Origin of the sequence: Aureliella helgolandensis (genome assembly GCF_007752135.1) — a bacterium.
Taxonomy (GTDB): domain Bacteria; phylum Planctomycetota; class Planctomycetia; order Pirellulales; family Pirellulaceae; genus Aureliella; species Aureliella helgolandensis.
In genome coordinates this window covers 6,083,603-6,104,753 of sequence record NZ_CP036298.1, presented here as the reverse complement: position 1 = coordinate 6,104,753, position 21,151 = coordinate 6,083,603, and the positions used below count along the sequence as shown (strand labels likewise).

Genomic DNA, 21,151 nt, shown 5'->3' with positions numbered 1-21,151 from the left:
TCTACAGTTTCCTTTGCCTCATGCGTGCTGCTGCCTGCTTGGCGGAAAATTCAAATGCGGAGCGAGACCCCTGTAGGGATTTTTCATCTCCGTACCACTGCTGCAGGAGCTCGCTAATTGGCTCGATGTAATCAATGCCTTGAACAATGAGTGTCTTAACTTCCATAATCACGGCTTGGATGTCGATCATCGCTTTGGCAAAAGGCTGGGTTAGATCCTGCCTTGCTCCTTCGAATCGACTCTGAGCGCTGGTAAGTCTTCCGAGCGGGCCGCTAACCTCTCTGCCCCGTTCAATCTGCCGTAGTAATCGCTGATTGTCCAATCTGGCATACGCCCCAGCCACTCCACCGTTGAGGCTTGCAAGGGCACGATTGTCTTCAATGATCTTGCGGCTTGCTCTATCGGTATTCTCTAGCCAGTGCACAAATCCTTTGATGCCCAAGACAACTCCCGCCAAGACGATCCCCACGGGGGGCATCGCTTTGACAAGGTTTCCGATGCTCCCAGCAAACTTTCCAAGCAGGCCAACCGCACTGCCGAGAGACGCCCCACCACCCTGCCCGTCAGTTCCGCCTCCGGGGCCATCCCCATTACCGGCACGACGACCACCACCTCCTCCAAACATACCGCTGAAGAAGTTGGAGATCTTGGATCCTCCTGAGCCCGCGACTCCTCCATACTTTCTAAACTTGGCCAAGTCGCCAATGTAGGGTACTGCCGCAGACACGAGCGAGATTCCTGCGTTGCGCAGATGCTCTCCTGCGTTCTTGCGGTCTGTCACGGCTCTAACTGCCGAGATTCCCGCATTGATCCCATCCGCGAACGGAGTTGGCTCTGCGATGCCAATCGCATCGAGTCCTGCTTGTACTTGATCTAGCACCCCTCCCTTTCGCTTAGTGGCTGGTGCAGACTCGTAGCCAGCCGACGATTCAGAAGTACTCTTACTAGCCTTCTCCCACTTTTCCGGAGGGACTTCGCTACGCTGAAGCGTCTCTTTCCAGAACTCGGCAAAGTCGATTGGTGGAAGCTCTGCCATTGACGGTGATGGCGGTTCGAGTGTTCCCGGAGGCATTAGGTGCGGGCCAGGTTCCCTCTCAACCGGCTTCCCGGTTCCATCGCGATTGGGAGCGTAGTGAAGAGGCTGTGCTTCCTGCTTGCGATGATCACGTAGAAAAGTCTCAGAGAGTCGCCAAATCTGTTCCTGGTACCCGCTGTTGGTGATCGTTCGGTTGGCGCGCTGTCGGTATGCATCTTCGACCCTCCCGTGAAGTGCAGCGTACTCGCGCATGGTCATACCAGCGCCAATCGCTTTCGCGATCAGCAGCGTATCACGCTCGATCATATGATCATCACGAACCGCCTTGGAGGCAGTAATCGCTGGCGAGTCTTTGGTCGCAGCGGTCCCAGTCGCACCAACGTCCGTCATCCCCTGGGAGTAGAGGGCGTAGCCTCGGCCGTACTTGAAGAAGTCAGCGGATTCGCTCATTGCTATTACCCGTCCATGCTCTTTAGTACTACGGCCAAGTCGTCGGTGTCCGCTATCAACCGATACCACTCATCAGGCATCTTGGCCCCGAATGCAGGAAGAAGTGCTGCTCTCATCCCATCGCGGACTGCTAGGGAGTGCTTGGCAAGGCCTCGCTTACGCTGGAGCCAGAGTCCAACATACTGGGCGTAGTCGACGCGTCGGATGCGGTCGATGTCGATTCCGTAGATGGCTGCGAGGTCGGCGGCGGATTGGTACTTTTTTTTTGCATATCAACGTAGAGCATGAACACCGCTAGGAGTTCAACGCATTCGTACGTTGTGAGGCCAGGTCGACCCGGAACGCTGAACTTAGGGACAATGAAGGCAGTCCGGACAGCATCAGCCATGTTGGCCAACGATTCACGGTCGCCATCCTGTAAGGCTCGTCGAGGATCGAGATCGATACGGAATTTGGGGTGTTCTTCAAGTGAGATCAGCACCTGTATTGGATCGATCTCGCGTGTCTTCTTACCATCGTGAAACCGGAACAATCCACGACTAGCATGGGATCGGCCGCGCGCGATCAGAGAACGCACAGCCAACACGATAAGCAATATCGAGACGAGGAATCCGATGGATGTAAGTAAGATCAGTATGAGCATGCTAAACAACGTGCAAGGAGATTGGAGCCGATCCGGCGTAGCTGGAGACATTGATCCGCAGCGAGCCACGAACGTCTTCCAGTACCTTCATGTCATTCTCAGTGAATACGACTGATTCACCAGCGTCTTTCACCGGAACGACAATGACTTCTTCTTGCGTCGGGTCGGGACAGTACTCGAGCAGAGCTTCTGTTGCCTCGCCCCAGGTTGCAGACGCATTGCCCACTGTCACCGTTGCGCCAACGCGGTCGCCGTCTGAAGGGATCTTAACCCAGTCGCTGACCCCGTTTGCATTAACTGTGACTAAGCTACTTTTCGATATTGCCATTTGTTAAACCACCGGAATTGGTTTGGATGAGGTGTTAGTCAGGTTCTTTTGCTTCATCGATCAGCCCAGCGCGTTTCAGCGCATAGGTCACGAGCTTCGCGAGGATTTTGTCTTGCAATTCTTTGCCCATGTAACCAATTAGTGTCGCAACAGCCACGTAAAAAACAGGCCCAGTAATAGTGTCACTGGGAGCGCGACCGATCCAACAACCAATAGCTCCAAAAGCGAGAATCCCACTCGAAAGAATGCGACCAAGAGAGCCGCGGATATCGAGACGCTCATTGTCACGCCAGAGACGAATGAGCCCGCCGATGCTACCGGCTGCGCCGATGATCCCATAAAAGATCGCTTCGGTTTTGTCGAATTCCACTTCATAGTTCCTAGTCCGTAGCGCTGTGCGCTGTGAAATTAAGTTGGGGTGTATGGGCCAGGAATGCCAGACGTATCTGTGTCGTAAACCACTCCAGCCTTTGCGGATGCCCAGAATCCCTCTGGAGCTCTCTCGGCAGCCACGTTGAACGAACAATTCGCATACTTGGTCCCCCGGTTCTGCTCTTGGGGTTGAGTCCAAATACAGCAGGGGAAATTGAGGCTCATCGTTGGGTCTTTGACGCAGTACAGTAGGAATCGGATCCCGTGGTCTCGATGCACCAAGGCACCGATTGTTGAAAGCGGGACATAGCCGGGAGTCTCGAGGATTCCACCAAACTGCTCAAGCTTGGCAATTTCCGCCTTCGACCAGCGACTGAGATTCAGCTGGAACTCTGCAGCCAGTCCAAAGAACTGACGTTCGATCGGTCGACCTGACTGGCCACCATACCTGTCACCTGAAACATCCCCCAGCATTGGAATCTTGCGCACTGAAATCCCATTCTCCGACTCTCCAATTTTGTAGAGGTCGGTGTATGCATTGGGATAAGCGCATAGGATTTCAACCTTGCCGGAGACCTGAATGTATTCGTCTGGGGTAGCGAGCGGCATTAGTTCACTCTTGGGGTTCGCTGTGCAGTGCCAGGGAAGTAATTGCTCATTCGCCCAGGCAATAGATTCAGGTTTTCAATATGGACGGACGAAACGGTGTCGATGTGAATAGTTCCCGCATCGACTGCTGCGGGGATCCCGAACACATTCTCTCCGCGTCGCAGCTGGTCAAGGAACGCTTTGGCTGCCTTACGGAGCCAATCGGCTGTCTCCATACTCACACGCTCAAGCCTTCGCTCAACCAGAATGCTCATTGCAATGGCACATGTGATTCTGATCAAATGCTTTTTGCTGTTGTTCGTGTCGACGGCCTCTACTGGCGTGATCAGCAACATCAACTGTTCGGGTGTGTACCTCCCGCCAGCTTGCATCGACACATCAATCTCACCAGACGCATCCTCGAGCGCCGAGACAACATTCACGTGTTCGGTCAATTCGGTAATGTCACTATGCCAGTCGAGCTCCTCCCGCGTGTCCTGGCAGAGGTCCCCAATCAAGTCGATGTCGTATCGCTTAATGAGATCATCGCCAGTAGCGTAGGGAACCAATGGATCTGGCACAGCGTTACCTCAATGGCCAAGAGTTACAGTACGGCGCGGAACGCAAAGCCAGCTGCGGTGCTGGTCAAGCCAACGCCCACATGGTCAACGACGTCCAAGTCCAGGAGTCGGTTGTACTCGTCATGCTTGCGTTGGACAGTCATTTCCTCCTTGGCAAACAGTGTCGCTGTGGAGAAGCTTGGACCGCCGCCTTTCGCCATCAGACCTCCCGGACGGCTTAACAAGTAAGCAATTCCGTCCGCCATGACGAATTCCTCCGTCTGCGTGGCGGCTCCCTTGGGAGATGTCACCATGACCGAGTCTTCGACGACGACCTTGATGCCATAGAGCCGATCCGGGATACCCCATTCGCTCCAACGCCCTTCCGCCTGCACTACTTGCCCATAGGCTTCCTGCGATTGCTTGATCTGGTCAACCAGCTCCTGCGTCTCACTGATCGCCATGGCCGTGGTTGGATTCATCACGAGAATCAGGTCCTTCTTGCGGACCTTTCCGAGGGTCGACTTTAAGATCCTTTTGGAACCGTAGTTCAGACTCTTCTTGATGAACAGGTTCGTTGACAGGGCGGTGTCCCAGGTGCCAGTGACGCCCGGAATGCTCGTGACATTCATGTAGTGAGCCGCATCCCAGTTGGCAGACAAGTCGAGGGCTTGCTGCACCAGCAGAGTGCGACCTGTCATCGCCTGCTGGGCCTGGATCCCCTCCTGCGTGTCCTCAACGCCAAAGTCAGCTTGTTCGCGAGCTAAGTCGCCGATGGGCTGCCCGAAATTCCGGCGAATGCAGAAGAAGTCATGGAAGTTGAACTCCATGCCGTTCTGCCGCGTCTTGGGCCGCGGGTGACCGTCAGGCCAAACATAATCAGTTAGCTCACCGCCAACCAACCGCCCAGCCTGGCGTTGGTCAATCTTGAGGTAGTACCCGCTCTGCTTCTGAACGGGTCGAATCTGAATGTAGTTCGGGAGCGCGAACTCCTTGGGGTTTCGGCTGTACTCGATCGTCAACCGGCCACTCGATGCGTGGTCTTTTACGTACGTGTTGTCTTGTCCGATTTGGACTAGCGGCCCAGCAGCCATATTGGTTTCTCCCAATAAACGGCAGCCAGTCCGGGACTCGGTTGTGGCTTGGTGATTTTGTGATGTAGCTTAGAACTAAAGTGAAGGAATCGATTGAATTAGGGGACAATGCCAAATCGGACAACGACTTGCATTTTTTCGTCAGCATCGCCGCCGCGTTCAGCAATCGCATAGTAGCGATTGCCGGTCGTAGCAGTTACCCCTTTACCATTAGCGTCAGGCTTGACGAATGCGCCATCAGCGACCGTGGCGCCTGCATCGAGCAAGCAGTTCTCCTCTTCGCCGTACACCGCGATAGGGAATCCATCCGTTGCTGCCAGAGGGCTGGCGCCGGGGATCGGGGTAGCAAGGGAGCCTTGCTGCGAAATGCCAAACGGCACATCGGCTGCAGTACATTGAGCGACTAGATAGGCGCCGCTCTTTTTGACGAATCGGCTCGGTGCAATGTCGCCCGAGGCGGTTTGGCCAGCAATCATGTTTCTACTTTCTCAGGGTTCAACTTTGCGCCCCAACCGGCGCGACTCAGACACTATTTTGCTCGCTAGCCCTCTACGAAGGACTGCCGCTCAACTCCTTGCGGACTTCGGCTTCCAGTTCGTCGTAAGTCTTGTAGACTCCCTGGCGTTCGTACTGGGTGTAACGATCGACAACCATTGCGGACACTTCTGCCGCATCCTGACCAGCATCAGGCTTTTCGCTGCTTCCGTTGGGAATCATCCGGGTAACGGGACTCGACTTCTGCGCGTAACGTTCGACAGATTCCAGGTGAGACGAAAACTGCGATTGCGTAAGTTCACTGCCACGCGAATAGAGGCAGCGGTCCAACTCACTATCGACCTCAACGAAATGCGGATACTTTTGGTAGAGATCCTTGATCTGCAACTCACGATCCTTGTCGCACTCTCGCTTTTCAAGCTCAACTACAGCCGATCGAACTTCGCCGTACTTCTTCATGATGTCAGCGTTGACGTCATTGAGCTTGCTGTAACGTTCGCCTAGTTCTGCGAACTGGTCCGCCATCTTTTCGTATCTATCAACCAACTCCAGATCGTCCGATTCAGTCGCCTGATACCGCGGTAAGGGTTGCTGCATGTATTGCCCGCCCCCTGGTTGACCTTGGGGTGGGGAGACTGGAGATGAAGCTTGTGCTCCTCCTGGAGCTGCTTGTGCATTGGCGCTAGCTCCCTCTGCACCGCCGCCCATTTGCTTGGTTACCCGAGTCCTTCCGGCCGTTCCCGCTGTCCCGGCTGCGGTGACAATCGCATTGATAGTCCGTGCCGCGGGAGAATAGCGAGGCGTAACTTGACTATTCGCGATGTAGGCTCCCGCCTTACCGCCAGCGAGCGCGAATGACAGAGATTCTCCGGCCAGTAGATCAGTGGCCTTCAGGTTTACGCCGGTGAAGAATCCGTCGTCATCCGCAGCATCGCCAACCTTCAGCGTCACAGCACCCGACGCATTCCACAGCGCCACGCCATTGACCAAAATGTCGTGAATTGTTGCGCCAGCAGGTAGGGGCACAGAACCGGTATAGGTGCCAGCGCCTGCGGTTTCTTCAAACGTGAGTTCCTCACAGACAATCCCCGCAGACAATCGCCATCCGCCTGGCTCCTCCGCGGATCCGTCGGCCGAATCGTCCCAAACCATCCACTGTCCAGTAGTCGCATCAAAGAAGAACTGACCTTCCGGGGCATTGCCTGGCATCTCTTCTGTCGTGCCCGCAACAGATACCCCCTCGAACCCCAGTGCTCTTGTCATTGCAGCTTCCCCGCTGATGGTGCCTATCGTTTTTTGGTCCAACTAAGAATCACAGTGTTACGCATCTGATATCTGGTGTGAATGTTGACACTGAATCAGCTGCCTCGATTCGGATTCCCTCGGTTTGGTGCACCCCTGTTGGGAGCGCCGTTATTCGCCTGTGCCCTGAAATGCATCGTTCTGGGCTTCAGGGTCGACCGACGAGCAGACCGCTTTCCAATCCCCAGAGTTGGGACGCTACGAGCTTTCCAACCGCCAGCGGTGGCTTTGCGGGGGATGTAATCCCCCGCTGACTGAACGAGCCGGTAACTGTGTTGGTGCTCAAATCCGGAATGGCGTACACGGCAATAGTCCCACACAGCACCGCCCGCAGTGGAGGCTGCCATCGCCTCAAATTGCTTGAACTTCGCCAGTGGGAAGTCGTAGTAGGCGTAGGTTGAACCAGGAGAGTTCTTCTTCGATCCATCCCCGCCCGCATCTTTGGGCGTGTAGTCGAGGAATGTGACGTAGAGAATCCCCTGCCGTGCCGTTTCCATTTCGAATGCGTAGCTGAACACATTGGAGCTGCTCACTCGACGCATTTTTGGTTCAAGTCTCTGGAACTCCTCTTGGTCATACCCAGCATCACGGCCAAGTAGCTGAATGTCATCGAAGTCATCGTCGTCGCCATTCTCATCGTTGCGACGACGCTCGGCTGCCAACACTCCAGATAAGCCTGTCGCTCCAGAGTGGCCATCAACACCAGGGCCACCAACAACAGGAGGCGCACCAGGACTACTACCGTAGGGGCGAATAGGGGGCTTCCCTGAGCTGGTACGCATGTTGCCGGGAGGACGGGCTCTGGAGCGTGCTCCCAGCGTCGATTGCACGCGAGCCTTGATGTAGCGGCTTGCTCTATTAGCGAGTCTTGAAAGAATTGACATTTCTACTCACCTCCAACTTGATTCCAAGGTAGATCACCCCAACGGCTAACCGCACTCTCTCTCCCCAGGTCAACCGTCTTGCCGTACTTAGACTCTTCAAGCGGCTCTGTTGAACGTTCCGCACCAGCACCAAAGATGGGAGCCGATTGCTTGAGCTTCTTCTGTGCGCCGGAAGCCGCGTCAACCTGATCCGCAAACGCATATTCGGGGAACATGGTGATTTCATCTAGGAAGTCCCCGTGCCACTTGCCGTCAACTAAAACTACGTTCCCTGCCTCTGCCTGCGCCTGGAACGGCAATGACCTCCTGACCTTGGCATCGCCAGGCAATCGCACGCTCCCCTTTATGCGCCATTGCCCTCCACTGACAACGTCGCGATAGACGGGAAACTCAGACAAGAGGCTTATCAGATCATCGACTACCGTCTTGCCGTCGCCACCTCCTTCTTGCTCGATATAAGTCAGCACACTCCCGCCATACTTGATCGCATCGCGTTTAGCTGTTTCAAGCATGATTTTGTTGCGGGAATACGCCGACCACTGACCGCGAACAATGTCTTCGATGTAGTACACGCCCCGGTCATCGAGCGCCATTAGCAGACCCACCGTGAAGCAGCCCCCATCGGCCGTTGCAGCCTTATCCCAGTAGCGAACACGAGATGCTCGAGCAGGAGCATGGGGAACCGTTTCAGCGAACCACTCTCGCTTGAAAATCAGTCCGCTGATCTCAATGAAGTCCCCTTCCAGTTCTTGCAGCGCCATGGCTGATGAGTAGTTCTGCCCAATGCGCTGGACATACTCAGGAGGAGCAAAGGGATTATCGCGAGTAGCACAGCGGACCAGCTTCGAATCTGGCCTGGCCCGGTAGAACCTACCCTGGAAGCACTCCAGCGATTCGGGCATGAAACCCTTCGTGCCAATCATCGCATCGTCGACCAGCTCATAGAAGCTCTCGAACGTCCAGTGTTTGAACCCCCGCGGTGTGTAGGTTGCTGTGACGGGCCCCATCTTCCCTTTGTAGCGACAGCAAGCGATTGCTATGTCAAACGCTTCCTTGCAGATGATCGAAGCTTCGTCGAACCAGATCCCAGCCTTGTTGGGGCCCCGCAGCTTGTCTGGAACCTCCGCGCCCTTGAACACGATCTCTGCTTTGCCGCCCCATCGCGTGCGAAACCAGACACGCGGCACTGGCGACATTCGATCGTCGATGTAATCCCCGGTAAAACGAACCGTCTCAAGAAATGTCGGGAGGGTCGTCTCCCGGATCATGTTGTTATCGGGACTGATCGCCATCCATGGTTCACCAGGCTTTGCCTTTTGGTGAACATCGACGGCCCCGATTTTGGTCTTACCAGCACCCCGGCCACCACAGAAGCCGGTCAGCCAGGCGTCGGATGTGCGAAACTGCTTTTGGGACCGTGAAATGGGTACAGGACAAATGCGCATGTAGTTTCCTGGCGCTAATTGTCAGACGGACCAAGCAGCTCTTCATATTGTTCGTAGTTCATGATGCGATTTACTTGCTCGACCGTTTCGACCACCACTTCTACGGTTCGTGCGTGAATGACATTGGATTCTTCTGTGCTGTACTGCCCGATCTTCAGCATCTTGCACCGATCGTCGACAATCTTACGCGCCTGATCGAGGAAGCGAGGGTCTCCATAATTCTGCCGCACAACTCTGCGACGCTTTACCTTTCCGTCCTCACCTTTTTCTCGCATGGTTTCCAACGTGGATAGCTTCGATCGCTCCCACGCGGCCCAAGCTTCCGTCTCTATCAGGTTCAACTTTTCAAGCTCACGGTCCAAGTACTCTTCGGCAGACTCCTCAACTCGCTTCCGCCAAATCCCTCTGGCGTAACGCATGTCTTTATCGATCAAGCTGCGCCGGACCCCCTCCTTTTCCGCAATCTCTAGAATCGACAAGCCCTGCAGGTAGGATTTCACGACACGCGGCAACCGCTGCAGTCGCTCAAAATGTCGCTGCTTCTTTTCGGCTCGGCTTAGCGTTCCCGGCTTGGGAAGGTTCGAAGGTTCTGTCATGCGATTGCTGATGCCACCCTAGGCGTTGGCTTCCTCCTGCTGCATTCGCTCTTGGTGGGCAACCGCAGAGTTAGCGGGCTAGATGTAGCGCTCCTGTAAGTCAACTCCTGCCACACGAGCGGCCTCCAGCACGTCCTCTTCCGTCATCTGATGCAAACGCATGATCTGCTCCACCGGCGCGCGAACGTCCAGCAGCTCGTCGAGCGAAGGGATCTGAGGATTGCTTGGCTCGGCACCCGCTGGGCGACCATCGCTATGCAGTAAGAATAGACGACTACGTGGTTCACGGACTGTCCAGCGTCGATCCGTCTCAGCTTGAATCGACTTCACAGCTGGATGAACCCACGTTTTGGGCTTGAAGTGAGTCCCTGGCTTGCTGATCTCTTCGAACACCTTTTGTGCATCGGGCGATCCGTCCTCCAGCTTCCACCCATAGATGAGAGCGATCTGGTTGGGAGAAACCTTTTGCTTTTGCAGCTGTTCGATAGGAGGTGGCAGCGGCAGTGATGATTGCTTGACCTGTTCGGCCAATCGATCCAATACGCGATGCAGTTGATCTGATCCACGAGGTGGAGCTGTGGGTAGTCCCATGGAAGCATCCTGCAGCCATTTCTGGTGGGAATAGGCTACATCGTCCAGACACAGAAGCAGCGCCCGTGCTGAATCCTCGACCTCCGAATCAGCATCCGCCGTTGAATCGCAAGCGGTGCGAATGGCTTCGTCAAACGCCTCCGAGATCTGCTTTGATTGAGCACCTTGCCAAAAGATGTTCGGACCATCCTGCTCGTTCCAGGCCTGCCTGGCGACGAGGATTTTCTTAGCTGCATTGATTGCGTTAATGAGTCTGATCATTTTGAACCCTTAAAGTGTCTTGGATTTGAAAATCGAACCTTTGTTACCCAATCGCCTTCCAAGAGCATCGACTGAAGAACTAGCCGCGACTGCCTTTTCAGCCGCCAGTGCCGCTTGGGTGCTCGCAGATAGGGCAGGCGTCCGAATAAAGTAATCAGACGGATTGGTCCAATAATCCGCCAGCGCCGCGCCGCGTCTCGTGCCTAGCGTCCGCGCTGACTCAACAGAGTAGTGAATCGTTTCGGCACCGCCGCCCGCCTCTACCCTAGATGGTAGATCGGTTGCATCGACAACAATGCAATTCGGGATGGTATCCTGCATTGCCAAGATTTGCTGTTGCACTTCTTTGTAGCGTACCTCTTCATCAACCCACGTCTTGGGCATCGTCCCGATGACTACGGGGAACGACTCATTAGGGAACTCCTCCCTGAATGCCCCAATCATCTCGCGAAACTCCGCAGTAAAGGCCTTGCCCTCCGCAGTATTGCCCCCCGCGTCACGCTCGCCTAACTGACAAAAGCACGCGACAATTCGACTTTCGCTGCACTCGTCCAACGCTAACCCGGTACGCGTCACCATCCCGTGGTAGCGGTTCGTGTTGCTTACGTTCCACTTATCATCACGGAACCCCGTATTCCCCTCGGCGACTGGAACGATCAACACCCGCCGCCCTGGCTCGAGCTTTCTGCGAATCCATTCCTTGGCGGTAGACATACCAGGCCCAACCGAATCTGCCGTAGCCCCCACGTGCTCGAGTGGATCGGCCGCTAGAAATATCTTGTTGTCATTCGGTGAATTGCGGCCCCACTGCTGGATCCGCACGTCCGTAGCGTCTAGCGTCCCGTCGATGCCTAGTCCTCGGCCAATCTCGTTTGACTGTCCAAAATTAACCATCACATCGTAGGGTTGCGCGTTGTCTCGTTTATCGGTTAGCATCACCTCGGCCGTTGCTGCCGTGCTCGACATCAACGGATTGCGCAACCGCCCCACAAAATTGCTCTCGTTGACGCCTCCGATTCTAGCGGCACCGATGCAAATACGATTTGGCCGAAACGTCACCGAATTATCGTTGACGTTGCTTGTCCATTCGGTGTTGGAACTGGAGCCTGTGCCAAACGTGGCCACAGCTAGTTCACCATCGACCCACAATTGTGGGCCAGCGACCCCGCCGCTCATTGCTACTCTGTGCCATTTAGCATCTGCATAGGTCGCCGCATCTGTCGATAATTCCCATAGATCGACACCATTCCTGCGGGCCCGGCCATAGATTTTTCCGCCCTCGATCCACAGCTTCATTTCGGAGTATGTAGCCTCACAGGCGCGTCGTTGCGAGAGGATCATATCTACTTGAAGGCGAGGCACGCTAAGAATGGCAAGCAAGCGAAGCAGTACGTTTCGAGCGACCTGCACGGGCGATTGCGCGACGCTCTTCCGCTACATATTCCGGAACGCAGTGCTGAACTGCTGAGGGAGGATCTGGCCATCGCTCGAGCTGCTTGGCTCGCCACCAAGCCCAGCAAACCGTCACCGGATTTCCTATCGCCATTGAATCAAGCTGGCGAGTCCTTAGATTTTCACGCACTCCGTCACACGTGCGGCGCCTGGCTCGCCATCGCGGGAGTCAACGTGAAGGTAATCCAGTCCATCATGCGTCACAGCAGCATCACGCTGACGCTCGACACCTACGGGCATTTGCTTCCTGGGGCCGAGCAAGACGCCGCCAAACAGCTGTCAGTGCTTTTGTCACAGGCCAGCGCCTGATAGCACCCCGATAGCGACCTGGGGCAGGAAAACCGAACTGACACAAAACAGTTGATTCCATAAGAAAACCCTAGAGAAATGATGATTTCCCTAGGGTTTAGATAGTACCCCCGCAAGGACTCGAACCTTGGACCCGCTGATTAAGAGTCAGCTGCTCTAACCAACTGAGCTACGGAGGCTTGGTTAGATAACGGAATTCAATCGGTGATTGACTCCCGCTTCGTAGGCCTAGGATGTTAAACAAACCCACAAATATCGCAACCCCATTTCGGCCGCTTCACACCCCAAAATATTTTTCATGGGAAGCTGGGCTTTCTAGCTTGCCTAGTCCGATGCCGGAATCGGTGGGAATTCTGGCGAATCCCTCCCCTGCTCTACTTCTAAACCCGGCAGCTGGTGGAATGCTAGGCTTCGATTTTACTGCCTAACACTTTAAGAAACTCGCGCATCCAGGCGGGATGGGCTGGCCAGGCTGGGGCGGTGACTAAATTGCCGTCGACATGCGCGTTGTCAAAACCTGTTGCGGTTGCAACGTAGCGGCCACCCGCCAATTGCACTTCAGGGCTCACCGCAGGATAGCAGCTGCAATCGCGGTCCGACAAAATGCCTGCTGCGGCCAGAATCTGGGGGCCATGGCAGACCGCTGCAATTGGCTTTTTGGCTGCGTGAAACTGCTGTACGAGCTCCACGACTCGAGCGTCGAGTCTCAAGTACTCGGGGGCGCGGCCGCCGGGCAGGACCAACGCGTCGTAGTCCTCGGCTTGGGTGTCCGCAAAAGTCGCATTGAGGGCGAAATTGTGGCCAGGTTTTTCGGTGTACGTTTGGTGCCCTTCGAAGTCGTGAATGGCGGTCGCAACAGTGTCGCCAGCTGTTTTCCCAGGGCTGACGCAGTGGCACGTATGCCCCACCATGGTGAGCATCTGAAACGGTACCATGATTTCGTAATCTTCGACGAAGTCACCGACGATGAACAGGATTTTTTGGGCAGCCATGGGGTGTTTCTCCTAGGGCGCGGGGCATTTCATCTGAATTGAAGTTTAGGGGGCAGTGAAGCAATGCCGCAGCCAGTGATATTCTGGGTGGCCAGCTTGCACGTTTGCCCCAATGATTTTTCCAGTGCACCTTTTTCCAATGCACAGGGTCGCTCGCGTTTGGCTTGGTGGTTCTCTACCAATAGCATGTTGCTCAACATGCAAGCCGCTAGGACTTGATCCCAACGGGCGGGGCCCGTACATGCCAACAAGTTCACCCGAAAGTCGATATGGAAGCGGCTAATTCGAGGCAGCTAATTCGAGACGAGGCGTCAGTTGCCAGGGTAGTTGTCTTGAGGTCCGAATTCGTCCTCAGCCTGCTCGCCCATTTCGGCTAGTTTGGCGTTTTTCTTGCGTTCTTCCGGTGTCTGACTTTCGCGTTTATCGATGAACAGCCGGATTGGGACTTCGCCAAATGGAAGGTGATCACGGAAAACATTGATTAGATAGCGACGGTAGCTGGGCGGAAAGCCTTGAGGCATATTCGCCATCATGATGATCGTCGGAGGTGTGATGGCAATTTGCGAGCCAAAGTAAACCTTGGGACGACGATTCAGATATAGAGGTGGTTGTTGTTTCTGCAAGGCGGCTCGCAGGAGCTTGTTGATCTTGGGAGTGGACACTCGGGTTTGGGCTTGCTTGAACAACATCTGTGCATGGTTCAGCAGGGCCTTCATGTTCTTGCCGGTTTGGCCAGTAATGAAGGCGATGGGGCAATAGGCCATGGTGGGAAAGTGCTCGCGCAGGTAGCGAACCCAACGTTCGGTAGGAACGGTGTCGGCGACTTTGTCCCACTTGTTCACGACGAAGATGCAGGGTTTCGAGTTCTGCTCGATGTAGTGTGCGAGCTGCTTGTCGACCTTGCTGATCGCCTCCATGCAATCGAAAAATAGCAACGTGACATCGGAGCGGCGAACGCTGCGTTGTGCGCGGTGCAAGCCATAGAAATCGATATCGGTTCGGATGCTCTTCGTGCGCCGCAAGCCGGGAGTGTCAATCGCGACAAAGCGATGGCCGTCGAGGTTGAAGTGGACGTCGACACTATCGCGAGTTGTGCCGGGGACTTCGCTAACAATAACCCGCTGCGCCTGGGCGAGCGAATTGACAAACGTGCTCTTACCAACGTTGCGGCGGCCCACGATCGCTAGCTTCATGTGAGGCGCGTCGCCGGTTCCCTCTTCGTTTTCATAGTCCGGAAGTCGGGCTAGGATTTCATCGAATAATTCTTGGCGATTGCGGTTCTGAAGTACGCTGACCGGGATCAGCCAACCGCGACCGAGACGATGGAAGTCCAGCGCGCTGTTGTCCAGCCCCGCATGGTCGGTCTTATTGGCTAGCAGCAATACCGGCTTTTCGACTTTATGAAGGCGTTCTGCGACAAATTCATCGAGAGAAGTCAGGCCAGCTTTGGTATCGACGACAAACAGAATCAGGTCGGCCTCTTCGATTCCGGCGGTGATCTGTTGCTCAACATCTTTGGTAAGATTGTCGCTATCGAGGTGTCCCATGCCTCCCGTGTCGATCAGTTCAAAGTAATGCCCATCGTGTTCGATCAGCGTTACCAAGCGATCACGCGTGACCCCGGCGCGATCGTCTACAATGGCTAGTCGTCGTCCGTCTAGCCAGTTGAAAATACTGCTTTTGCCCACATTCGGACGGCCGACAATTGCGACGCGAGGTACAGCCATGGAACGAAAACTTGTTGTGCGAGTTGAGACGCGTCGCTGTTCCTCTAGGGGGGGCGACTGTCAAAAAGGCTGCAAAGCCGTAAAACTACCTCAGCTCTTAGCACTTCTGGGGAGTTTCGGGGCGTTGAATCGCCTCGCGGCAGGGCTTGAGAGATCGGTAGTGCACACAGTTTAATAGTACCCCTGCTAGTACGCGAGGGAATCGGATCGAATTATCTGCTCCTAGGGGCTTTTCGATGCGTCCGATAGATGCACGGGCGATCGAACCGCGAGGAGTGAAAGGGAGTTGATGGACATTCAGCAGTTGCAGCAAAGCATTACTCAGATATTGGAGACTAGTCGTCGGTGCGGCTTGCAGCGTATTGAGAGGTCGTCGACCGATGCCTTGCCGGCTGAGTTGTTGGCGCACTTTGCCCAATTGCAGGCGGGAGGCTTGGCACGCCAAGCGGGCGTGGCGGGCCTCGAAGCGGGAGCGGCTCCTGGAAATTCAGACCAGGGGGTTCCTGCAGTGAATTCGCGGTCTGCCGCCAGTGAGGGGCAAGGAGTGTCTGCCAACGCCGAACCGGTCGGCAGCGAAAAGAATCCCGCAGGAGTTGCTAAGACTGCAGCGGTCGCTCCCGCGGCAATGGGAGCAGCTTCCAGTGGCCTGGCAGGGAAAGAGCCCGAAGCGATAGGGCTAGGAGTCCCGGCGGCTTGGGCGTTGCCGGTGCTTGAGGAGGATCAGCGGCAGGCTCGACTGCAGGCCTTAGATGCGCAGGTCAAGCAGTGCCGCGAATGTGCGGGGATCGTGAATTATCGCCAGCAAACGGTGTTTGGAGCTGGACAGCTTCGACCGACGGTTTGTTTTATGGGGGAAGCTCCTGGCGCAGAAGAAGATCGGTCGGGGCAACCTTTCATCGGCAAGGCTGGGCAGTTGCTGACCAAAATCATCCAGGCGATGAAATTGAATCGTGAGGAGGTCTACATTCTCAATGCGCTCAAGTGTCGACCTCCGCAGAATCGAACTCCCATTCCCGAGGAGATTGGATTCTGTCGCCATTTCGCTGCTTCGCAATTGGACGTGTTGCAGCCGAAGTTCATTGTGTGTCTAGGGGCGGTGGCCGTCCAGTCGTTGTTGCAGTCCAAGCTGTCCATCGGCCGTCTGCGTGGAAGGTTTCATCAGTATGCTGGGGCCCAAGTGGTCGTCACGTATCATCCTTCCTATCTGCTCCGCAACGAGAGTGCGAAGAAGCTGGTGTGGGAAGACATGCAAATGTTGATGCGGGAACTGTAGGGGATGTGGAGTCCCACCGATGATGGTGTCGGGGCCATCTTTCCTGGCTGGGTGAGTTGACAATCACCAAACAGACTTGTGAAGATAGGGATGAGCCTGCAGTGATAATTCTTTGAAGTTCAATTCTTAATTTTAGTGCAAAGCAATCGATGTCTCGACTGAATGTGAACGGACTCTGCAAGTCGTTTAACTCTGCGGCTGAAACCATTTCGGTGTTGGACAACGTGAATTTGACCATGGAGGCGGGAGAGAATCTCTCGATTGTCGGTCCTAGTGGTTGTGGAAAATCGACGCTGCTCTACATCTTGGGGACTCTTGATTTTCCCACGGCAGGTCGAGTGGAGATCGATGGGGTCGAGCCCTTCGGTTTATCGGCCTCCGCTGTTGCGAAGTTCCGCAACGAGAGCATTGGTTTTATCTTTCAAGATCATCACTTGTTGCCTCAATTGACGATTAGCGAAAACGTCTTGCTCCCCGCCCTGGCCAGTGGTGTGCCCAGCTCTGAAGTGGTTGCACGGGCAGAACAGCTGATTGCCGACGTGGGGTTGTCCGAGCGCGTCCATCATCTACCGGGGCAGTTGAGTGGAGGGGAACGCCAGCGAGTCGCAGTTGCCCGTGGGCTATTGCACCGTCCTAAACTGTTGTTAGCGGACGAGCCGACCGGTAACTTGGATCGCGCAACGACGGAGACCATTGCCGAACTTCTATTTGATTTGCCGCGTCGCGAGGGAGCTGCGTTGATCGTGGTTACTCATAGCACCTGGCTGGCGGAACAGGCGGGGCGTCAAATGCGGCTCGAGAATCGGCAACTTGTTGAGGGCCAGGGTGCCAACTTATGATCACACCAACTCGTTGGACGCTAGTCGCGCGATCGCTCAGCTATTTTCGTCGCTCCCATGTCACCGTAGCACTTGGAATTGCAGCGGCGACAGCAGTCATCGTCGGTGCGCTTTTGGTGGGCGATAGTGTTCGTGGCAGCCTGAAGGGGCTCGTCGTTCATCGGCTTGCCAACCTGGAAGGCGTTTTGCACGCCAGGTCGTTTTTTGAACCCGATGTATTGGCCCCCTTGCGAGACTCTGTGGCGGTAATACCACCGGGAATCACTGCAGAGCAGCAGCTCGAGCCACGAACGCTGGTTGAGGCTATTTCGTTGCCTGGGGCCAGTGTGGAGTATCGCAATGACAAGCAGCTGTTCCGCGCATCCCAGGTGCAATTGCTAGCGCCGGCCGATGAGTTTTGGCGAGCCTTGAAGCCAGCACCTGGCCAGGCTTCTTCAACGGTTGTGGATGCTGGGGACGCTACCGGGGGCAACCAGGCCTTCCGCTTGGCCCCCGACACGGTAGCCATGAATCAATCGTTGGCGGAGGAGTTATCGCTTGAGGTTGGGGACGAGGTGACGCTGCGCATGAGCCGGACGCCGGGGGTGCCTGCGGACAATCCGTTAGGGCGAAGAGACGATCGATCGATTAGTTTACCGAGACAGACGGTGGTTGCGATTCTACCTGATGATGGGATTGGGGGATTACGATTTACTGCTGGGCAAGTAGCACCTCGGAACGTATTCTGTGCCCTCGAGTCCGTGCAGGAGACACTCGAATGTGGTCAGCGCGTGAACGCTGCTTTGGTCTTGAATGCCTCACCTGTCGACCGAGTGGATCCGTCGAGCGACCGATGGTGCAAGACGGCGAGTGAAAGATTGCATCCTCAGTTGGAAGACTACGGTTTGCAGCTGGAGCGGCATACCCAACGTTTCGGTGAAGATGCGGACGGGAATGGCGCGGAGCAAACGGTTTTTGACTATTTCCAGCTTTCCTCGACCGAAATGATTTTAGATAATGCCACGGCGACGGCCGTAACGGATCAGCTGGCAATCTATCCGGGAAAGCGGCTGCTTACCTACCTTGCAAACACGATTACCAAGGTGGAGCCTGACGAGGAAGATTGGTCGAAACCTCGCGTCATCGAGCCGTTTTTTCGGGGCCCGCGCGGTGGCGCTTCGGTGTTGGGGGAACGGGGCCAGGGGCTGGAAGACCAAGGGGATCTGGACTTTGATCCAGACATTGAACCAGGAGAGCTCACCGACCGCGAGTCAGCGGATCTCGCTTTGCAAGCAGTGCGCGAAGCGAATGGGGCAGCGGGTAGTGACGCAGAGGCGAACGAGAGCGAGGCCAGCGATCTGGCGAAGGAGTCGGTGCCGCTGGCCCAAGCAGCAGACGCGCCGGGAAATATTGGGGAGCGAGTGGTTCCGTATTCGATCATTGTAGGCATCGAGCAGAACAGCAACCTTCGCTTGCGCAATTTCACGACAGTGCCATTGCGCGATCTGCGACTTCCGCACTGCTGGATTAATACTTGGTTGGCTGAGGAATTGGGGGCGCAAGCTGGAGATTGGATTGAAATCACCTATTTTGCCCCGGAGACCGTTGAGGGGAGAGAGGTTGAGCGGCGTAGTCGATTGATGGTTGCTGGGGTGGTTCCGTTAACCGAGCCCTCGGCGCCGTATCGCCGTGGGGCTGCTGCTAAGTTCTCAGCCGCTCCGACAATATTCAATGATCCCGCCATGACACCAACGGTCCCAGGGGTTACCGATCAAGATTCAATCTCCAATTGGGACCTTCCCTTTGCGCTCAAGGACGAGCTGATCTTGGACCAGGATGATGAGTATTGGAACAACCATCGTTTGACTCCCAAGATATATGCGGACTATGCCTATCTCGCATCCGGACAGATGTTTGGAAGTCGCTTTGGGAATACGACTTCGATTCGAATACCCGCGGATCGAGTCCAAAGCGAGCAGGAGTTGCGGGCGGGGATTGAGACCGCCTTGCTGAGAACACGTCGGGAGATGGGGTTTGTGTTTCAGGCGATTCGCAACCAGCAGCTTCAATCGGCCTCTGGGACCACTCCGTTCGATATGTTATTTCTCTCGCTTAGTTTCTTTGTGATTCTGGCAGCTCTATTGTTGGTGAGTTTGCTGATGAAACTAGGGCTCGACAAACGCGTCGAACAGCTGGGAGTCTTGTTTGCCCAAGGGTACTCACCACCACAAGTTCGCCGGCTATTGATCCAAGAGCACTTCTTGGTGGCCTGTCTTGGTGCGGCGTTGGGAGTGCCGTTGGGGATTGGGTATGCGCGTGGCATGATTGCAGGTCTGCAAACCTGGTGGCTGGGCGCGATCTCGACTCCGTTTCTACAGTTTCAAATGAGCGGTGCAAGTCTCGTGATTGGATGGGCCGCCGGCTTGGCCGCCAGTTGGCTAGCGATGTATTGGGGATTGCGGCGCATGAGCCGGCAGGCTCCCCTGGCCCTCCTGCGTGGTGTTGAGCAACAGACTGGTGTATCGGGAGTGCGCGAGCGGCGTGCCCGTCTAGCGATTGCCGGCTTTACCTTGTTTGCCGCTTGCGGTCTGGCCGTTGCAGGGCTTGGCCAAGTGGGTATGGCGAGAGCTGGAATCTTTTTCGGAAGTGGTTTTCTCGTGCTGGTCGCGATTCTTTTAGGAATGCGGCATTGGATGGAAGTTGGTTATAAAGCAACCACGTTGGCCCCTCGGTACGGCTTGCTGACTTTGGCTTGGCGAGCAATCAGCCGCAATCCAATGCGCAGCTCTTTGTCCCTTGGTTTGCTGGCAGTAGCGAGTTTTCTCATCGCCTCGATGGGCGCCTTTCAGGTCGCTCCGGATGAAAAGGGTTACGGCGGCTTTAATCTGTTAGCCGAAAGCTCGCAGCCAATCTATCGCAACATGATGTCTGCCAAGGCAAGGGAAGAAATGATTGGTCCTGCCGCGGAAGCCTTGTTGGATACGACCATCTTTTCAATGCGCGTGCGCCCTGGTGAAGATGCCAGTTGCAATAACCTCTACCAAGTCTCTCAACCAACGATTTTGGCAGTGTCCTCGCGCTTGCAGGAATTGCAAGATTTCTCACCCAACGCGGCTGTGTTTAGTTGGGCTGCAAACGTTGAGCCCGAAGCCCCCTGGAGGTCGCTGCAGGTCTTTGGAAATGGTGATCGAAGCAATCCGATCCCAGTGGTGCTTGATCAGAACACGGCGGCTTGGAGTCTGAAGCAGGGGGCAAGTCTGGGGGCCCTACTGGAGCTCGAGTTTGACGGCCGCACGCTCTACTTCGAGACCGTGGGGCTACTGTCCAACAGCGTGCTGCAAGGGAAATTACTCATCGGCGAAAGCAATTTCGAGCGACTGTTTCCAGAAATCAGTGGCTACAGCTTTTTCCTGATTCAAACTGGTGAGAACGCCTCCGCAGAGGATGTGACCCAGACGATGGAGAATGGATGGAGCGATGAAGGGATGGACGTCAAGTCGAGCGCGGTGTTGCTAGAAAAGTTGCTGGGAGTTCAGAACACGTACATAAGTGCTTTCCAATCGCTGGGAGCGCTGGGGCTACTGTTGGGGACGTTCGGGTTGGTGGCGGTCCAATTGCGGAGTATTGTCGAGCGGCGACGCGAGTTGGCGTTGATGCAGGCGGTGGGATTCTCGCGAGCACGGATCTCTCACATGCTAACGCTCGAAGCGGGCTTGCTGCTCTTCAGCGGCTTGGCCGCTGGCGTGTTGTCTGCCACCATTGCCTTGGCTCCCTTCGTGCTCGAAACCGGTCCTCGTTTGAGCCTGATGGGGCCGTTGGGGATGTTGGCCGTAGTATTGATTGTCGGCCTAGCCGCATCTTGGTGGGCGGTACGGTCTGCCACACGGAGCTCTGTGCTGGCTGGGCTGCGAAGCGAATAGCTGGCAGCCTCGTGG

General features: G+C 55.5%; 20 protein-coding genes and 1 tRNA gene. 4 read left to right on the top strand and 17 right to left on the bottom strand.

What is annotated here, in order from left to right:
- Nucleotide 1: 1 nt before the first annotated feature.
- From Q31a_RS21510 to Q31a_RS21445, 14 genes are all read right to left on the bottom strand, one after another.
- Nucleotides 2–1,486: a hypothetical protein gene (locus tag Q31a_RS21510; protein WP_145082438.1), complete on the bottom strand. Its 1,485-nt coding sequence runs from the start codon at nt 1,484–1,486 to the stop codon at nt 2–4.
- A 130-nt stretch (nt 1,487–1,616) separates the two neighbouring features.
- On the bottom strand, nt 1,617–2,129 hold the full coding sequence (locus tag Q31a_RS21505) for a hypothetical protein (protein WP_145082436.1): 513 nt from the start codon (nt 2,127–2,129) through the stop codon (nt 1,617–1,619).
- A 1-nt stretch (nt 2,130) separates the two neighbouring features.
- Nucleotides 2,131–2,457 (bottom strand): hypothetical protein, encoded by a 327-nt coding sequence (locus Q31a_RS21500; protein WP_145082434.1) that lies wholly within the window; start codon nt 2,455–2,457, stop codon nt 2,131–2,133.
- Nucleotides 2,458–2,491: 34 nt separating this feature from the next.
- A complete protein-coding gene (locus Q31a_RS21495) occupies nt 2,492–2,827 on the bottom strand; it encodes a hypothetical protein (RefSeq protein ID WP_145082432.1) in 336 nt (111 codons plus the stop codon).
- Between the two features lie 38 nt (nt 2,828–2,865).
- Nucleotides 2,866–3,438 (bottom strand): hypothetical protein, encoded by a 573-nt coding sequence (locus Q31a_RS21490; protein WP_145082430.1) that lies wholly within the window; start codon nt 3,436–3,438, stop codon nt 2,866–2,868.
- Nucleotides 3,438–3,998: a phage protein Gp36 family protein gene (locus tag Q31a_RS21485; protein WP_145082428.1), complete on the bottom strand. Its 561-nt coding sequence runs from the start codon at nt 3,996–3,998 to the stop codon at nt 3,438–3,440. Before Q31a_RS21485 ends, Q31a_RS21490 begins: the two co-directional genes overlap by 1 nt.
- Before the next feature lie 23 nt (nt 3,999–4,021).
- Nucleotides 4,022–5,071 carry a hypothetical protein gene (locus Q31a_RS21480; protein WP_145082426.1) on the bottom strand — a complete coding sequence of 350 codons (1,050 nt, stop codon included), beginning with the start codon at nt 5,069–5,071 and terminating at the stop codon, nt 4,022–4,024.
- Nucleotides 5,072–5,169: 98 nt separating this feature from the next.
- Nucleotides 5,170–5,547, bottom strand: coding sequence for a hypothetical protein (locus tag Q31a_RS21475; protein ID WP_145082424.1), 378 nt, complete (start codon nt 5,545–5,547; stop codon nt 5,170–5,172).
- A gap of 73 nt (nt 5,548–5,620) precedes the next feature.
- Nucleotides 5,621–6,829 carry a hypothetical protein gene (locus Q31a_RS21470; RefSeq protein WP_145082422.1) on the bottom strand — a complete coding sequence of 403 codons (1,209 nt, stop codon included), beginning with the start codon at nt 6,827–6,829 and terminating at the stop codon, nt 5,621–5,623.
- A gap of 95 nt (nt 6,830–6,924) precedes the next feature.
- On the bottom strand, nt 6,925–7,752 hold the full coding sequence (locus Q31a_RS21465; protein WP_145082420.1) for a KTSC domain-containing protein: 828 nt from the start codon (nt 7,750–7,752) through the stop codon (nt 6,925–6,927).
- Nucleotides 7,753–7,754: 2 nt separating this feature from the next.
- Entirely contained in the window at nt 7,755–9,197 is a 1,443-nt protein-coding gene (locus tag Q31a_RS21460) for a phage terminase large subunit (RefSeq protein ID WP_145082418.1), read from the bottom strand.
- A 14-nt stretch (nt 9,198–9,211) separates the two neighbouring features.
- Nucleotides 9,212–9,793 (bottom strand): hypothetical protein, encoded by a 582-nt coding sequence (locus Q31a_RS21455; RefSeq protein WP_145082416.1) that lies wholly within the window; start codon nt 9,791–9,793, stop codon nt 9,212–9,214.
- Nucleotides 9,794–9,871: 78 nt separating this feature from the next.
- Nucleotides 9,872–10,645, bottom strand: coding sequence for a hypothetical protein (locus Q31a_RS21450; protein ID WP_145082414.1), 774 nt, complete (start codon nt 10,643–10,645; stop codon nt 9,872–9,874).
- A 9-nt stretch (nt 10,646–10,654) separates the two neighbouring features.
- A complete protein-coding gene (locus Q31a_RS21445; RefSeq protein ID WP_197355474.1) occupies nt 10,655–11,941 on the bottom strand; it encodes a sialate O-acetylesterase in 1,287 nt (428 codons plus the stop codon).
- Nucleotides 11,942–11,971: 30 nt separating this feature from the next.
- Here Q31a_RS21445 and Q31a_RS21440 point away from each other — a divergent pair, with 30 nt between their 5' ends.
- Nucleotides 11,972–12,406: a tyrosine-type recombinase/integrase gene (locus Q31a_RS21440; protein WP_197355473.1), complete on the top strand. Its 435-nt coding sequence runs from the start codon at nt 11,972–11,974 to the stop codon at nt 12,404–12,406.
- A gap of 105 nt (nt 12,407–12,511) precedes the next feature.
- Here Q31a_RS21440 and Q31a_RS21435 read toward each other — a convergent pair.
- The 3 genes from Q31a_RS21435 to der all read right to left on the bottom strand — a co-directional run bounded on the left by Q31a_RS21435 (nt 12,512) and on the right by der (nt 15,125).
- A tRNA-Lys gene (locus Q31a_RS21435) sits at nt 12,512–12,585 on the bottom strand.
- A 225-nt stretch (nt 12,586–12,810) separates the two neighbouring features.
- The gene (locus Q31a_RS21430; protein WP_145082408.1) at nt 12,811–13,398 is read right to left on the bottom strand and encodes a DJ-1/PfpI family protein; all 588 of its coding nucleotides are present in this window, start codon (nt 13,396–13,398) and stop codon (nt 12,811–12,813) included.
- Between the two features lie 311 nt (nt 13,399–13,709).
- Entirely contained in the window at nt 13,710–15,125 is a 1,416-nt protein-coding gene (der, locus tag Q31a_RS21425) for a ribosome biogenesis GTPase Der (RefSeq protein ID WP_145082406.1), read from the bottom strand.
- A gap of 289 nt (nt 15,126–15,414) precedes the next feature.
- Between der and Q31a_RS21420 the strand changes: the two genes are divergently transcribed.
- The 3 genes from Q31a_RS21420 to Q31a_RS21410 all read left to right on the top strand — a co-directional run bounded on the left by Q31a_RS21420 (nt 15,415) and on the right by Q31a_RS21410 (nt 21,136).
- The gene (locus Q31a_RS21420) at nt 15,415–16,398 is read left to right on the top strand and encodes a uracil-DNA glycosylase (RefSeq protein ID WP_231690875.1); all 984 of its coding nucleotides are present in this window, start codon (nt 15,415–15,417) and stop codon (nt 16,396–16,398) included.
- 149 nt (nt 16,399–16,547) lie between these two features.
- Entirely contained in the window at nt 16,548–17,237 is a 690-nt protein-coding gene (locus Q31a_RS21415) for an ABC transporter ATP-binding protein (RefSeq protein ID WP_145082404.1), read from the top strand.
- Entirely contained in the window at nt 17,234–21,136 is a 3,903-nt protein-coding gene (locus tag Q31a_RS21410) for an FtsX-like permease family protein (protein WP_145082401.1), read from the top strand. The genes Q31a_RS21415 and Q31a_RS21410 overlap by 4 nt, the downstream gene beginning before the upstream one ends.
- Nucleotides 21,137–21,151: the final 15 nt, after the last annotated feature.